Below are 14,285 nucleotides of genomic sequence, written 5' to 3' on the forward strand. Positions count from 1 at the left end.
CCCCCATCAATCCTGAGGTTGCCGGCCAGCGGCCGGCACTACCCGCAGCACTTGCGCTAAGCTCGGCCTGTCATCGACCTGCAACACGCGGTGCGCGCCGGGGAAGGCGCGTGCCGTCCGGGGATGGCACACAGGGGAGCGTGCCCTCAAGGGCGCGCAGGCATTGCGCATCGAGGGAGGGGGAAGCAATGGCATTGCTGCACGCCAAGACGGCGGCTGGCCGTCAGGAAATCGAAGACCGTGGTCGGCGCCTGCCGGCGGCACTGCGTTCGATCCTGCTGATGGTCGACGGCCATCGCGACGACACCGAACTGCGCGGCCTGTTCGAAGGCCTGCGGGCACCGCCGGATGCACTGGAGCAGTTGGCCGCGCAGGGCCTGATTGAAGTGATCGGCGGAAGTGCCGAAACCGCACCGACGCGCAGCATCAGCACCGGCCGTGAACAGGACCCGGCGCTGTACCAGCAGCTGTACGACGCGATGAGTGAGGCCGTGCGTCGGCATCTGGGCCTGAAGGGCTATTTCATGCAGTTGAAGATCGAACGCTGCACCGATGCGCTGGCACTGGAGCGCCTGTGCCCGGAGCTGCTGGCGGCCGTCGGCAAGGCGCGCAGCCCGGCGCTTGCGCAGCGCTGGTGGCAGGAAACCCAGGCGGCACTGGCGAGTGGCAGCAGCGAGGTCGTACAGGCCTCAGCCACCGCGTAAAGTGATCGGTTTACTTCTCACAAGGAGTCCCGCGTGCAGGACGACCACGACGACACCGATACCCCCGGCTGGGACGCGATCAACGCCGCGCTTGCGCCGTTGCATGCCGGCCAGGAACCGCGCCATTACGGCACTGCATTGCCCTACACGCTGGGCGGTCAGGATCCCCTGGATGGCATCAGTGTGTACTGGGCGGATGCGCCGGTACCGCATTGGCATTACATCACCTACGGCTTCTCCGAGCTGTACGCCAAGGAGAGCAGTGATGCCACCGCCAGCGGCTATGGTTTCGAGCTGACCTTCCGCCTCGCTGCCGACGTCGGTGAGAACGCCGGCAGCACGCCGCCGGTGTGGCCGATGAACCTGCTGCAGAACCTGGCGCGCTATGTGTTCGGCAGTGGCAACGTGTTCGAGGATGGCCACCACCTCAATGCCAACGGCCCGATCGCGTTGGAGACCAACACGCGCTTGTGCCATCTGGCCTTCGTCGCAGATCCGCAGTTACCCGCACGCGACACCGCCAATGGCCACCTGCAGTTCCTGCAGCTGGTCGGGCTGACCGATGAGGAGATGGAAGCGGTCAAGCGCTGGTCGACGCGCGGCGTGCTGCAGGCGCTGCAACCGGCGATGCCGCTGTGGATCAGCGACCTGCATCGCGGCAACCTGCTGGAGGATCCGGCATTGGCCGCACAGGTGCAGGCCGGCAGCGAGCGCGAGGGCTCCAGCACCGGCATGTTGTTCATCGAGACGCTGGACTGGCGCCAGGAGGCGGGCGTCACCACCCTGGTGCTCGGTGCGGGCCAGGTGGCCAGCGTGTGCGAGCTGCTGCCATTGCGCCTGCGCCACGGCAAATCGCTGGAACTGGTCAGCCGCGAGCGGCAGTGGGAATTCATTCCGGCCGCGCGCGGTGAAACCGGCGAGGTATCGGCCGACAGCGCGCGTTGGGCACTGGACGAGACGGGTCTGGAAGCCTTGGCGGGCGTGCGTGCCGAGCGCGGCATCTACCCGGTGGCGGCGGCGCTGCGCATCGAAGTGGTGCCGACCTACCTGCGCGATGCCAAGGGCGAAGTGATCCGCCAGATCGGCTGAGTGTGGCGATTGCACCGATGGGGGCAGAGCCGTCTGCTGTGCAGACGGCTCCGACCCATGGTCTGGCTCAGGCCAGGCCTTCGGCCTTCAGCGCGGCCTGCACGCCGGCATCGGCATCCATGCGCGCCTTGTAGGCGGCCAGGTTGTCCAGGCCGGACAGGTCGACCTTGGTGCCAGCAGCCCAGCGCAGCGTGATGTAGAAGTACGGGTCGGCGAAGCTGCGGAAGCCGGCCAGCCACGGCTTGTCGGCCAGCTGCTTGTCGGCGGTCTCGAACAGGGCGCGCAGGCGCTTGTGCGCGGCGGCGCGGATCGCATCGAACTGGCTCTCGTCGGCGATGAACTTGCCCGGCGCGAACAGCGGCGAGAAGGCCGGATGCACATCGGAATTGACGAAGGCCAGCCAGCGGGTGGCTTCGGCGCGCTGGCGCGGGCTGCCGTCGCCGCCGAGGCCGGCCTGCGGGAAGCTGTCGGCGATATAGCCCATGATCGCGGCGTTCTGCAGCAGCACGAAGTCGCCGTCGACCAGTGCGGGGACGGCACCGGCCGGATTGATCTTGAGGAATTCCGGGCCCTTCAGGGTGTCCTTGTTCAGCAGTTCAACCTCGAACTGCTGGCCGGTCCACTGCAGGGCGATGTGGTCGGCGGTGGAACAGGCACCGGGCTTGCTGTACAGCTTCATGGGAACTCCAGGTGATGCGGGCGGGAAGCGCCCACTATCCCAGAGCCTGGCGGCGGGCGGCAACGCTGCCGCCAGCACGGATCGTTACGACTGCCGTGGCTTGAGGTTCTGCACCTTATAGAAGGTGTGATCGCCGATGGTGGCCACCTGGTAGGCATTGCGCCAGTTCGGGCTGGCAATGGACAGCGCGGCGAAGTGGCTGGCACCGGGCACGATCTCGCGGCGCTCGCCGGCCGGCAGCGCCCAGTTGCGCTCGGCGTCGAAGGCCACGTTCATCGCCTCGCTCCAGGCCGCATCATTGCCCAGCTGGGTGCCGGGCGAGACGATGGTCGGTGCGAACTGCTTGCGCGCGGTGACCACCTGGCACATGGAGTCGCCCCACAGGCCACTGTCGAGGCGGCGCAGGGCGACCTCGGCGACGGCCTGCTGACCACGCAGGGTCTGGTCGCGGGCTTCCAGGTAAACGGTGGTGCTCAAACACAATGAATCAGCGGCCGGCTGAGGCAACAACTGCGACAGCCAGAGAATCCAGGCCAGTTTCATATAACTCCTTGCTCCGTATGGGCCGCACGCTCCGGTTCCGGCCGCGGGGGCGACAGGAGGCGGGGTACGACTTGGCGTCATGGGGAGGCGGCCATCGGGGCCGCCCCGTGGGCAGCCCCAAAAGAAACGATCAGTACCGATCGAGGGGGCTGCGCCGGCTCACCGGAAACTGGCTGGTGAGCGGAGAGATGGCGCAAGGTAGGGGGGGATAGCCGAACGCATCGTGAACCGCCCGGCTTGACATTCAGGTTCGGCAGGGGTGACGGAAATCACATTCCGCCCCCCATTCAGGCGCTCATCAGAGCGCGGCGGCCACCCGGCTGCCCTGGTCGATGGCTCGCTTGGCGTCCAGTTCGGCCGCTACATCGGCACCCCCGATCAGCTGCGCGTTGATGCCGGCGGCCTGCAGTTCGGCCTGCAATGCACGATTCGGTTCCTGCCCGGCGCAGATCACCACATGGTCGACCGGCAGCAGCTGTTCGCTGCCTTCCACGCGGATGCGCAGGCCTTCGTCATCGACGCCCAGGTACTCGACGCCACCGAGCATGCGCACGCCCTTGGCCTTCAGTGTGGCGCGGTGAATCCAGCCAGTGGTCTTGCCCAGTCGCGCGCCGGGCTTGCCCGGGCTGCGCTGCAGCAGCCAGAGCCGACGCGGTGACGCCTCGACCTCGGGCCGGCCCAGCGAGCCGCGGGCCTCGAACGCGCTGTCCACGCCCCATTCGGCCATCCAGCGTTCCGGATCGAGGGAGGGGGACTCACCGGCGTGGCTGAGGTACTCGCCGACATCGAAGCCGATGCCGCCGGCGCCGATGATCGCCGCATTGGTGCCCACTTCAACCCGGCCCAGCAGCACGTCCAGGTAGCTGACCACCTTGGCGTGGTCGGCGCCGGGGAAGTCGACCTTGCGCGGGGTGATGCCGGTGGCCAGCACCACCTCGTCGAAGCCGGCCAGGGTGGCGGCATCGGCGCGGGTGCCGAGGCGCAGCTGCACGCCGGTTTCGGCCAGCGTGTGGCGGAAGTAGCGCAGGGTCTCGTGGAACTCTTCCTTCCCGGGGATGCGCTTGGCCACGTTGAACTGGCCGCCGATCTCCTCGTTGGCATCGAACAGGGTGACCTGGTGGCCGCGCTGGGCAGCGACGGTGGCACACGCCAGGCCTGCCGGGCCAGCACCGACCACGGCAACTTTCTTCGGCGTGGCGGTGGGGCGATAGACCAGCTCGGTCTCGTGGGCGGCGCGCGGATTGACCAGGCAGCTGGCCAGCTTGTTCTCGAACACGTGGTCCAGGCAGGCCTGGTTGCAGGCGATGCAGGTGTTGATTGCCTCGGCGCGGCCGGCACGGGCCTTGTTCGGCCATTGCGGGTCGGCCAGCAGCGGACGCGCCAGCGACACCATGTCGGCACCGCCGCTGGCGAGGATGCGCTCGGCGACGTCGGGCATGTTGATGCGGTTGGTCGCCACCAGCGGCACCTTCACATGCGGCTTGAGCTTGGCGGTGACCCCGGCGAAGGCGGCGCGCGGCACCGAGGTGGCAATGGTCGGAATACGGGCTTCGTGCCAGCCGATGCCGGAATTGATGATCGTCGCGCCGGCGGCCTCGATGGCCTGCGCCTGCTGCACGATCTCCTCCCAGTTGCTGCCGTCCTCCACCAGGTCCACCAGCGACAGGCGGTAGATGATGATGAAGTCCGGGCCACAGGCCTCGCGGATGCGGCGCACGATCTCGACCGCGAAGCGCATGCGCTGGTTCGCATCGCCGCCCCAGCGGTCGGTGCGCTTGTTGGTGCGCGGGGCGATGAACTCGTTGATGAGGTAGCCCTCCGAGCCCATCACTTCCACACCGTCGTAGCCAGCCTCGCGGGCCAGCTTCGCGCTGCGTGCGTAGTCGGCGATATGGCGCTCGACGCCACTGGCCGACAACGCACGCGGGGTGAACGGGTTGATCGGTGCCTTCAGCTTCGACGGCGCCACCGACAGCGGGTGGTAGGCATAGCGGCCGGCATGCAGCAGCTGCAGGCAGATCTTCGCGCCGTGCTGGTGCGCGGCGGCGGTGAGCTGCCGATGCGGGCGTACTTCCCAGGGCCAGGACAGCTTGCCGCCGAACGGCTTCAGCCAGCCGACCACGTTCGGCGCGAAGCCGCCGGTGACGATCAGGCCGACACCGCCCTCGGCGCGTTCGGCGAAGTAGGCCGCCAGCCGCGGGAAGTCGCGGGCGCGATCCTCCAGGCCGGTGTGCATCGAGCCCATCAATACGCGGTTGCGCAGCTGGGTGAAGCCCAGGTCCAGCGGGGCGAACAGATGGGGGTAGGCGCTTTCGTTGGCTGGCGACATTGTCGATACGCTTGCGTACGGAAGCGCGAAGCGTGCCGCGAAACGGCGGCCGGGGCAAGGGCCGGCCTTTGGGTAGTGGCGGGGGGGGGGGGGGGGGCACGGGAGCAAACCGGGGGGGGGGGGCGGGGGGGTCTGCGGGGGGGGCGGGGGGCCCCCCCCCCCCCCCCCCCACTACCGGGGTGCGACCGATCCCGAACCAGCCCAGCGTGACACCACACAGCGGACCGATCAGCAGGGCGAAGGCGAGGGTGCCGAGCCCAACATTGCCGCCCAGCCACCAGCCCAGCAGCAATACGCTGCCTTCGATCAGGCTGCGCACTTTCCAGATCGGCCAGCCGGTGCGGGCATGCAGGCCGGTCATCAGGCCGTCGCGCGGGCCAGGGCCAAGCCTGGCGCCGATGTACAGGCCGGTGGCCAGCGCGACCAGCAGCATGCCGGCGCAGAACATTGCCAGCTGCCAGCCAAGGCCGACGGCCGGCGGCAGCAGCCATAGCCCGAACTGCGCGGAGGGGCCGATCAGCATCACGTTGAGCACGGTCCCTACACCCGGCTTCTGCCGCAGCGGCCACCACAGCAGCAACACCAGTGCGCCGATGACATTGGTCGCCAGGCCGAACGACAGCGGCGTCTGCGCGGCGATGCCCTGTGACAGGACATCCCAGGGCGCCACGCCGATGGCCGCACGGATCATCAGCGAGGCGCCGAAGCCGTATAGGAACAGGCCGGTGATCAGTTGCAGCAGGCGCAAGGGCAGGGCGGTGGGCATGGCGGTCTCGGGGGAGAGGAATCTGTTTCCACCGTAATCCCGATTCAGTCACTTCCATAGATACAGATGCCGACCAATCCGCCGCTACAGTGGCGTCGAGCACGCTCGACGCTACGATCAGACTGCACGGCCGGGCATGGGCTCGGCTTTACATCGGCGTTCCAGCCTGGCTCAGTCGCCCCAGCCTGCCAGCGCCAGCTTGCCCACCGTGCGTCCGCTGGCCAGGCGCTGATGCGCGATGTCCAGATTTGCCGCATTGATCGGGCCCAGGCTTTCACTGAGGGTGCCGCGCAGCTGGCCGGCATCGATCATGCTGGCCGTGCGGCTGAGGATGCGGTGCTGCTCGATGCAGTCGGCAGTGGCAAAGCGCGAGCGCGCGAACATGAACTCCCAGTGGATGCCGATGCACTTGGCTTTGTAGGGATCGCCGATGCGCAGCGGCCCACGCGGCTCGACGATCAGGCCCACATGTCCCTGCGGCGCCAGCAGCAGGCCCAGCTCGTCCCAGTAGTGATCGGTGTCGGCCAGGTTGAGTGCGACCTGCACCGTGTCGATGCCCAGCGCCTGCAGCTGGGCCTGAAGTGGTTGCCGGTGGTCGATCACGTGCCGGGCACCCATCTGCCGGCACCAGTCGGCCGAGGCCTCGCGCGACGCCGTGGCGATCACCTCGAAACCCGCATGGCGGGCCAGCTGGATTGCCATCGAGCCGACCCCACCCGCACCGCCGATCACCAGCAGGTGCTGGCCGGCGTGGCGGCGATCGTCCAGCCGCAGCGGCATGCGCTCGAACAGCAGCTCCCAGGCGGTGAGCGTGGTCAGCGGCAGCGCTGCGGCTTCAGCGAAATCCAGCGTGGTTGGCTTGCGCGCGACCAGGCGTTCATCCACCCAGTGGTACTGCGCATTGCAGCCGGGGCGGGTGACATCGCCTGCGTAATAAACCTCGTCACCGGAGGCAAACAGGCTCGCCTCGTCGCCGATTGCCTCGACCACGCCGGCAGCGTCCCAACCCAGCACGCGGGGTGCCTGGAGCGTGGCCGGATCCGTGCTGGCACGCTGCTTGCCATCGACGGGGTTGACTGAAACCGCCTCGACCCGGACCAGCAGGTCACGCCCCCGGGGAGGCAGCGGCGGAGGCAGGTGCATATCGCACAGGGCAGGGGCGGATTCACGACTCAGGGCGACGGCTTTCATCACGGCTCCGGCTGGGTTCGTGGCTCCATCATAAGGTTCCTCACGTTTCCGCAGACGCGCTGAACCGTTTGATGCAGCGCGTTGCGCAATATGTCGTTTTCCCCGCCTAAACCCCGTCAAACCCTTGCAGCGTGAGGGTCTTGCGGATTTTCATCATCCTGTATAGGGTTTCAACGTCGGACCGGCGGACGGTCGGGCGCAACACTTCACATGTTACGGGACTGTTAACATGGCCTTCACCCGCCTGAGCATAATGTTCGCGGCGGTGGCGTGCTGAATCGGCTGTCGTACATCGACGCACTTGTGCTGGCCCATGCCTCTACCGGTTTCATACCCCCGAAATAGGAGCTGTACTCAATGAACAAGAAGATCCTTACTGCCGCGCTGCTGGGCGGCCTGGCTTTTGCCCAGGCAGCTTCGGCGCAGGAGTTCGATGACCGCTGGTACCTGACCGGTTCGGCCGGCTTCAACTTCCAGGACAGCGACCGTCTGACCAATGACGCTCCGTTCGTGACCCTGGGCCTGGGCAAGTTCATCAGCCCGAACTGGTCGCTGGACGGTGAGCTGAACTATCAGAACCCGAACTTCGATTCGAACAAGGACCTGAACTGGTCGCAGTACGGCGTCTCGCTGGACCTGCGTCGCCACTTCATCAAGGAAGGCCGCGGCTGGAACCCGTACATCGTCGGTGGCCTGGGCTACCAGAAGTCGGAAGAAGAGTACCCGGCGCTGAATGCCAACGGTCCGCGCCAGCGTAAGGACGGCAACGTTGCCGCCAAGCTGGGCGTCGGCCTGCAGACCACCTTCGAAAAGCGCGTTGCTGTCCGCGCCGAAGTGGCCTACCGCGCTGACTTCGACGACCAGAGCGTTGCCGCTCCGAAGGAAGACTGGTTCGGTGACGTGCTGGCTTCGGTCGGCGTCGTGATCCCGCTGGGCCCGGCTCCGGTCGCGGCTGCTCCGGCTCCGGCTCCGGTTGCCCCGAGCTGCGCCGACCTGGATGACGACGGTGACGGCGTCAACAACTGCGACGACAAGTGCCCGAACTCGCAGCCGGGTCAGACCATCGGTCCGGACGGTTGCCCGGTGCCGGTCTCCATCGACCTGAAGGGCGTCAACTTCGACTTCGACAAGTCGAACCTGCGTCCGGACGCCGTGGCGATCCTGAGCGAAGCCACCGAGATCCTGAAGCGTTACCCGGATCTGCGCGTTGAAGTTGCCGGTCACACCGACTCGAAGGGTACCGACGCTTACAACCAGAAGCTGTCGGAGCGTCGTGCTACCGCCGTGTACAACTACCTGACCAAGAACGGCGTTGACGCCGGTCGCCTGGTCGGCCCGATCGGCTACGGCGAGAGCCGTCCGATTGCTCCGAACACCAACCCGGATGGTTCGGACAACCCGGAAGGTCGCGCCAAGAACCGTCGTACCGAGCTGAACGTCCAGAACTAAGTTCTGACGATCTGCCAGTAGGACACAGCAGGACCCGGCTTCGGCCGGGTCTTGTTGTTTCCGTAGCCCGGAATCCGCGTGTCCGTCGGTCCGGGAACAACCGTTCGTCGGGTTTTTATCCGTAAAACCAATGAGTTGCCGTATTCATTGAAAGTGGCGCTTGAAAGCTGTCGCGGCATTGCTAAACTCGCCGCGTCACTTCCTTTCCTGGATGCCCTTCATGCTGCGCTCTGCATCGGCCGCCTTCCTGGCGCTGGCCCTGGTTCCCGCCGCCCACGCTGCGGTCGATTGCTCGGTCAACACCAGCGCCTCGCCGCTGCCGTTGCCGGCCACGACCATCGCGCCGGTGGCCGACGAGCTCTACATCCGTGGCAACCAGCTGGGCATGCCGGCCGGCGTGCTGAGCAGCAACTACGATCCGTCGCAGTCGCTGGACCAGGTGCTGCAGCGCCTGCGCATCGATGGTTGCCAGAACATCGCCAAGGCCATTCCGAGCGCCCCGGCAGTGAAGCCGAACGATCCGGCGGCCTACAAGCCGCAGACCGAATTCGACAACACGCCCTGGCGCTTCGACATGAGCCAGAACGGCAAGCGCATGACCGCCGAAGAGTTCGACGCCTGGATGAAGGCGCGTGGCGTGCGTGTGGTCAAGGCGCGTCCGGCTCCGGCCGCCACTCCGGCCCCGGCCGAAGCACCGGCTGAGACCAAGCCGGTCGACAAGAAGTAAGCGCCGCGGGGAGCAGAGGCTTGCGCACGCGCCGCCCACCTGCCGCCCCCGCCGCCCGCTCCCACGCACCGCGTGGGCGTGCGACTCCCGCTGCCACAGCCGCCGGTGTCCGTCATGGCCTGGCGCGCGTGCTGTCCAAGGCCGGCGTGTGTTCGCGCAGCGAGGCCGCGCGCTGGATCGCCGATGGCCGCGTGCGCGTCTCCGGCCGCATCGTGCGGGATCCCGAATTCCCGATTGGGCAGCCGGCGCCGCCGATCGAGGTCGATGGCCAGCCGATGGGCGCGCCGCAGCGCCTGTACCTGATGCTCAACAAACCGCGTGGGGTGGTGACCACCGCGCAGGACGAACGTGGCCGCGACACCGTGTACCGCTGCTTCGATGGTGCCGGCCTGCCGTGGATCGCGCCGGTCGGGCGCCTGGACAAGGCCAGTGAAGGGTTGTTGCTGTTCAGCAACGATCCGCAGTGGGCCGCGCGCCTGACCGATCCAGAGACCGGCCCGCAGAAGACCTACCACGTGCAGGTCGACCGCCTGCCCGATGACGCCACGCTGGCGGCCCTGCAGGCCGGCGTGGACGACGAGGGCGAGTTCCTCGTCGCCCAGGCTGTGCGCGTGCTGCGCAGCGGCGACAAGACCGCATGGCTGGAGGTGGTCCTCGACGAGGGCCGCAACCGCCACATCCGCCGCCTGTTGGCGGCCTTCGACCTGCAGGTGCTGCGCCTGGTCCGGGTCGCGATCGGTGGGCTGCGGCTCGGCGATCTCGGCAAGGGCCAGTGGCGGGTGCTGGAGGTCAGTGACCAGCAGCGGCTGGGGGCCGCTGCACCGGGCTGATCATCGCCCGCGGCCGGCGGTTGCCGGCCACCGTTCCAGGCGTAGGGGGCGTCTGGTTGCTGAATTTCCCGAACGGAGCCTGCCCATGTACCACCCGACCCTCAACCAAACCCTGCGCTGCGCAGGCCTGCTGCTGCCGATGGTGCTGCTGACCGCCTGTGGTGGCCACAAGAAGGTGGCCAAGGCGGAAACGCCGGCCGAGACCCCGGTGGTGGAAGTGAAGACCCCGGAGCTGGATGGTCGCGGCAGCTACCGCTTCCTGATGAGCAACGGCGACAAGAAGATGACCGCCGATGAGTTCGACGCCTGGATGAAGGCCAATGGCATCCGCGTTGCCAAGGGCAACGGCCAGGATGCTGCCGCCAAGCCGGTGGTGGTGGCCAGCAAGGACGAGCCGAAGGGCAAGAAGAAAAAGAAGTGATGCCGGGAAGGTGCCGACCTCGGTCGGCACGCCCTCACGCCCGGTAGGTGCCGACCTTGGTCGGCACGCTTTGGCCGGTGGGGATCAACCCTTGATCACGCCCAGCTCGACACCGATGCGGGTGAACGCATCGATTGCGCGGTCCAGATGCTCGCGACTGTGCGCGGCGCTGATCTGGGTGCGGATGCGCGCCTGGCCCTTGGGCACTACCGGGAAGAAGAAGCCGATCGCGTAGATGCCTTCTTCCAGCAGGCGCTCGGCGAACTTCTGCGCCAGCGGTGCGTCGTACAGCATCACCGGGCTGATCGGGTGTACGCCCGGCTTCACGTCGAAACCGGCGGCGACCATCTTTTCGCGGAAGTAGCGGGTGTTTTCCACCAGGGTGTCGCGCAGATCGTCAGCGGCGGCCAGCATCTCGAACGCTTTGATGCCGGCGGCCACCACATGCGGCGGCAGCGAGTTGGAGAACAGGTACGGGCGCGAACGCTGGCGCAGCAGCTCGATCACCTCGGCGCTGGCGCAGGTGAAGCCGCCCAGTGCACCACCCATGGCCTTGCCCAGGGTGCCGGTGATGATGTCGATCTTTTCCAGCACGCCCTTCACTTCGGCCGAGCCGCGGCCGGTGGCACCGAGGAAGCCGGTAGCGTGGCATTCGTCGATGTGCACCAGCGCGTTGTACTTCTTCGCCAGCGCGGTGATCTCGTCCAGCGGCGCAATGAAGCCGTCCATCGAGAACACGCCGTCGGTGGTGATCAGCTTGGTCTTGCAGCCGGCGGCGTCGGCGGCCTGCAGCTGGGCTTCCAGGTCGGCCATGTCGCAGTTGGCATAGCGGAAGCGCTTGGCCTTGCACAGGCGCACGCCGTCAATGATCGAAGCGTGGTTCAGCGCATCGGAAATGATCGCGTCGTTCTCGCCGAGCAGCGGCTCGAACAGGCCGCCGTTGGCATCGAAGCAGGCCGCGTACAGGATGGTGTCCTGCTTGCCGAAGAAGTCGGCGATCTGCTTCTCCAGCTGCTTGTGCAGGTCCTGGGTACCACAGATGAAGCGCACCGAGGCCATGCCGAAGCCGTGGGTATCCAGCGCATCCTTGGCGGCCTGGATCAGGTCCGGATGGTCGGCCAGGCCCAGGTAGTTGTTGGCACAGAAGTTCAGCACCTTGCGGCCGTCCTCGAGGGTGATCTCGGCCGACTGCGGGCTGGTGATGATCCGCTCGGACTTGAACAGGCCCTGGGCGCGGATGGCGTCCAGTTCCTCGGCGTAGTGGCGGGTCAGGGCGGAGGAGGCGTCGGTCATGGCGTGGGCACGGCTCTGAACGGGGAAACCGCTGATTCTACCGGGCATCGCCGCTTGCCGACCGGCCCGGATGGGGCATCGCCACGGCCGGCACATGTTGCATCGCAATAGCAAACTGGTTAAAAATTCGTGAACCGGAGCTGTCCCGCTCCGGCCGCTACGCCCGCTCCCCGCCTTCCACGCCACCGCCCCCACCGGAGACGCTCATGAAGCACGCCCGTGCCTGCCTCGCCATTGCCGCTGCCCTGACCCTGGCCGCCCCGTTCGCCGCCAGCGCCCAGGAAAACGAATCGCCGTACAGCTGGAACGTCACCGCTGTTTCCGATTACCTGTTCCGTGGTGTGTCGCAGACCGACGAGGATCCGACCCTGCAGGCCGGTTTCACCTACACCAGCCCGGTTGGCCTGTATGCCGGCGTTTGGGGTTCGGGCGTGGACTTCGGTGCAGGTGATCCGAAGACCGAGGTCGACTACCTGATCGGCTACGGCGTGGACGTCACCGAGCGCGTCAACGTCGACGTGCTGCTGAACCGCTACACCTACCTGAAGTCCAGCCACCAGAACTACAACGAGCTGATCACCACCACCACGCTGGATGACACCTACAAGCTGACGGTGGCCTACACCAACGATGTATGGAACAGCAGCACCGATGGCTGGTACTTCGGCCTGGGTGGCAGCTGGGGCCTGCCGAAGGACTTCACCCTGAATGCCAATGTCGGCCGCAGCACGTTTGAAGACGGCATCGCCAAGGATTACACCGACTGGAATGTCGGCGTTGAGCGCCAGTTCGGAATGGCCAAGGTCGGCCTGGGTTACTACGGCACCGACGGTAACGGCCGCGACAACTCCGGCAAGCTGGCCCACAGCCGCGTGATGCTGAGCGTGGCCATCGGCAAGTAACGCCGCAGGCGTTACCGGTAGTGCCGGCCGCTGGCCGGCAACATCGGGATGGCAAAGAAAAAGGCGCCCATCGGGCGCCTTTTTCAGTTTCAAGGTGTGCCGAGCAAGCTCGGCACCCACCCACCCATCGCGCGCGGCGAAGGGTCAATTCCAGCTCAATACAACCTTGCCGGCCTTGCCTTCTTCCATCAGGTCGAAGCCCTTCTGGAAGTCGTCGATCGGCAGCTGGTGGGTCATCACCTTGCCGAGCGGGAAGCCGGACAGCACCAGCTGGGTCATCTTGTACCAGGTCTCGTACATCTTGCGGCCGTAGATGCCCTGCACGGTCAGGCCCTTGAAGATGATCTTGTCCCAGTCGCAGCCGGCGCCCTTGGGCATGATCCCGAGCATGGCGATCTTGCCGCCGTGGTACATGCAGTCGAGCATGTCGTTGAACGCACGCGGGTTGCCGCTCATTTCCAGGCCCACGTCGAAGCCCTCCATGTGCAGTTCCTTCATCACGTCCTTCAGCGACTGGTTGGCCACGTTGACCACGCGGGTGGCACCCATGTCGGCGGCCAGCTTCAGACGGAAGTCGTTGACGTCGGTCACCACCACGTTGCGTGCACCGATGTGCTTGCAGATGCCGGCGGCGATGATGCCGATCGGGCCGGCACCGGTGATCAGCACGTCTTCACCGATCACATTGAACTCCAGCGCGCAATGCGCGGCGTTGCCGTACGGATCGAAGAACGCGGCCAGCTCGGACGGAATCTGGTCCGGGATCGGCCACAGGTTGCTGGCCGGCATCACCATGTACTCGGCGAAGGCGCCGTTGACGTTGACGCCGATGCCGACGGTGTTCGGGCACAGGTGCGGGCGGCCGCCACGGCAGTTGCGGCAGTGGCCGCAGACGATGTGGCCTTCGGCCGAGACGCGCTGGCCGATTTCATAGCCGGTCACGGCCGAGCCGAGTGCGGCGACGCGACCGACGAACTCGTGGCCGATGGTCAGGCCCGGCTTGATCGTGCGCTGGCTCCACTCGTCCCACAGGTAGATGTGCAGGTCGGTGCCGCAGATCGCGGTCTTCTCGAGCTTGATCAGGACCTCGTTCGGGCCCGGGGTCGGAACCGGAACTTCTTCCAGCCAGATGCCCTTGGCCGCTTCGCGCTTGACCAGGGCCTTCATCGTTTGCTGCGCCATCGGGGTGGAACTCATCAGGGGGAAAGCGCGGATTATAGGGTGCCGCGCGGATTTCCCATGTTGCGCTGCGGGTGCAGTGGCGGAACGAAAGGCGTGTGTTGGCGGGCGTTTCGAACGTGCTGCAAACAGCGGCGCCGCTGCGCTCGCCGGGCAATGCCCCGCGCAACCCCGGACGGTGAG

Annotated in this window: 13 protein-coding genes and 1 pseudogene; 7 read left to right on the forward strand and 7 right to left on the reverse strand. The window is 66.7% G+C overall.

Features of this window, described 5'->3' with window-relative positions; genetic code table 11:
- Positions 1-188: 188 nt before the first annotated feature.
- Both ABE423_RS18840 and ABE423_RS18845 read left to right on the forward strand, forming a co-directional pair.
- Positions 189-704, forward strand: a complete 516-nt coding sequence (locus ABE423_RS18840) for a hypothetical protein (protein WP_346487149.1) — start codon at positions 189-191, stop codon at positions 702-704.
- A 33-nt stretch (positions 705-737) separates the two neighbouring features.
- Entirely contained in the window at positions 738-1,793 is a 1,056-nt protein-coding gene (locus ABE423_RS18845; RefSeq protein WP_346487151.1) for a suppressor of fused domain protein, read from the forward strand.
- Between the two features lie 67 nt (positions 1,794-1,860).
- On the opposite strand, the gene ABE423_RS18850 is transcribed toward ABE423_RS18845, so the two are convergent.
- From ABE423_RS18850 to ABE423_RS18870, 5 genes and pseudogenes are all read right to left on the reverse strand, one after another.
- A complete protein-coding gene (locus ABE423_RS18850) occupies positions 1,861-2,472 on the reverse strand; it encodes a glutathione S-transferase N-terminal domain-containing protein (RefSeq protein ID WP_125895963.1) in 612 nt (203 codons plus the stop codon).
- Positions 2,473-2,556: 84 nt separating this feature from the next.
- Positions 2,557-3,015: a cell wall hydrolase gene (locus ABE423_RS18855; RefSeq protein ID WP_004154513.1), complete on the reverse strand. Its 459-nt coding sequence runs from the start codon at positions 3,013-3,015 to the stop codon at positions 2,557-2,559.
- A gap of 298 nt (positions 3,016-3,313) precedes the next feature.
- The gene (locus tag ABE423_RS18860) at positions 3,314-5,344 is read right to left on the reverse strand and encodes an NADPH-dependent 2,4-dienoyl-CoA reductase (protein WP_180838757.1); all 2,031 of its coding nucleotides are present in this window, start codon (positions 5,342-5,344) and stop codon (positions 3,314-3,316) included.
- Positions 5,345-5,513: 169 nt separating this feature from the next.
- Positions 5,514-6,110 (reverse strand): annotated as a pseudogene (locus ABE423_RS18865) (hypothetical protein); the annotation flags it as partial.
- A 171-nt stretch (positions 6,111-6,281) separates the two neighbouring features.
- The gene (locus ABE423_RS18870) at positions 6,282-7,301 is read right to left on the reverse strand and encodes a zinc-binding alcohol dehydrogenase family protein (protein WP_253143524.1); all 1,020 of its coding nucleotides are present in this window, start codon (positions 7,299-7,301) and stop codon (positions 6,282-6,284) included.
- A 357-nt stretch (positions 7,302-7,658) separates the two neighbouring features.
- Between ABE423_RS18870 and ABE423_RS18875 the strand changes: the two genes are divergently transcribed.
- The 4 genes from ABE423_RS18875 to ABE423_RS18890 all read left to right on the forward strand — a co-directional run bounded on the left by ABE423_RS18875 (position 7,659) and on the right by ABE423_RS18890 (position 10,728).
- The gene (locus tag ABE423_RS18875; RefSeq protein WP_010483958.1) at positions 7,659-8,750 is read left to right on the forward strand and encodes an OmpA family protein; all 1,092 of its coding nucleotides are present in this window, start codon (positions 7,659-7,661) and stop codon (positions 8,748-8,750) included.
- A gap of 220 nt (positions 8,751-8,970) precedes the next feature.
- The gene (locus ABE423_RS18880; protein WP_010483956.1) at positions 8,971-9,477 is read left to right on the forward strand and encodes a hypothetical protein; all 507 of its coding nucleotides are present in this window, start codon (positions 8,971-8,973) and stop codon (positions 9,475-9,477) included.
- 20 nt (positions 9,478-9,497) lie between these two features.
- Positions 9,498-10,307 (forward strand): pseudouridine synthase, encoded by an 810-nt coding sequence (locus ABE423_RS18885; RefSeq protein WP_253143525.1) that lies wholly within the window; start codon positions 9,498-9,500, stop codon positions 10,305-10,307.
- Between the two features lie 85 nt (positions 10,308-10,392).
- A complete protein-coding gene (locus tag ABE423_RS18890) occupies positions 10,393-10,728 on the forward strand; it encodes a hypothetical protein (RefSeq protein ID WP_005412356.1) in 336 nt (111 codons plus the stop codon).
- 84 nt (positions 10,729-10,812) lie between these two features.
- Here the strand turns inward: ABE423_RS18890 and kbl are convergent, their stop codons facing one another.
- On the reverse strand, positions 10,813-12,021 hold the full coding sequence (gene kbl, locus ABE423_RS18895) for a glycine C-acetyltransferase (RefSeq protein ID WP_005408238.1): 1,209 nt from the start codon (positions 12,019-12,021) through the stop codon (positions 10,813-10,815).
- Between the two features lie 206 nt (positions 12,022-12,227).
- On the opposite strand from kbl, the gene ABE423_RS18900 reads away from it, so the two are divergent.
- Positions 12,228-12,923 carry a TorF family putative porin gene (locus ABE423_RS18900; protein ID WP_071229157.1) on the forward strand — a complete coding sequence of 232 codons (696 nt, stop codon included), beginning with the start codon at positions 12,228-12,230 and terminating at the stop codon, positions 12,921-12,923.
- Positions 12,924-13,067: 144 nt separating this feature from the next.
- Here ABE423_RS18900 and tdh read toward each other — a convergent pair whose 3' ends face one another.
- On the reverse strand, positions 13,068-14,090 hold the full coding sequence (gene tdh, locus ABE423_RS18905) for an L-threonine 3-dehydrogenase (RefSeq protein WP_010483949.1): 1,023 nt from the start codon (positions 14,088-14,090) through the stop codon (positions 13,068-13,070).
- Positions 14,091-14,285 lie beyond the last annotated feature (195 nt).

The sequence above is a fragment of the Stenotrophomonas sp. TWI1409 genome (genome assembly GCF_039673015.1).
GTDB lineage: Bacteria > Pseudomonadota > Gammaproteobacteria > Xanthomonadales > Xanthomonadaceae > Stenotrophomonas > Stenotrophomonas maltophilia_A.

What these genes read in the sequence shown, in the direction of transcription:
- ABE423_RS18855 (WP_004154513.1), bottom strand. Translation starts at nt 3,015, where the DNA reads ATGAAACTGGCCTGGATTCTCTGGCTGTCGCAGTTGTTGCCTCAGCCG.
- ABE423_RS18850 (WP_125895963.1), bottom strand. Translation starts at nt 2,472, where the DNA reads ATGAAGCTGTACAGCAAGCCCGGTGCCTGTTCCACCGCCGACCACATC.
- ABE423_RS18890 (WP_005412356.1), top strand. Translation starts at nt 10,393, where the DNA reads ATGTACCACCCGACCCTCAACCAAACCCTGCGCTGCGCAGGCCTGCTG.
- ABE423_RS18860 (WP_180838757.1), bottom strand. Translation starts at nt 5,344, where the DNA reads ATGTCGCCAGCCAACGAAAGCGCCTACCCCCATCTGTTCGCCCCGCTG.
- ABE423_RS18875 (WP_010483958.1), top strand. Translation starts at nt 7,659, where the DNA reads ATGAACAAGAAGATCCTTACTGCCGCGCTGCTGGGCGGCCTGGCTTTT.
- ABE423_RS18900 (WP_071229157.1), top strand. Translation starts at nt 12,228, where the DNA reads ATGAAGCACGCCCGTGCCTGCCTCGCCATTGCCGCTGCCCTGACCCTG.
- tdh (WP_010483949.1), bottom strand. Translation starts at nt 14,090, where the DNA reads ATGAAGGCCCTGGTCAAGCGCGAAGCGGCCAAGGGCATCTGGCTGGAA.
- ABE423_RS18840 (WP_346487149.1), top strand. Translation starts at nt 189, where the DNA reads ATGGCATTGCTGCACGCCAAGACGGCGGCTGGCCGTCAGGAAATCGAA.
- kbl (WP_005408238.1), bottom strand. Translation starts at nt 12,021, where the DNA reads ATGACCGACGCCTCCTCCGCCCTGACCCGCCACTACGCCGAGGAACTG.
- ABE423_RS18870 (WP_253143524.1), bottom strand. Translation starts at nt 7,301, where the DNA reads ATGAAAGCCGTCGCCCTGAGTCGTGAATCCGCCCCTGCCCTGTGCGAT.
- ABE423_RS18880 (WP_010483956.1), top strand. Translation starts at nt 8,971, where the DNA reads ATGCTGCGCTCTGCATCGGCCGCCTTCCTGGCGCTGGCCCTGGTTCCC.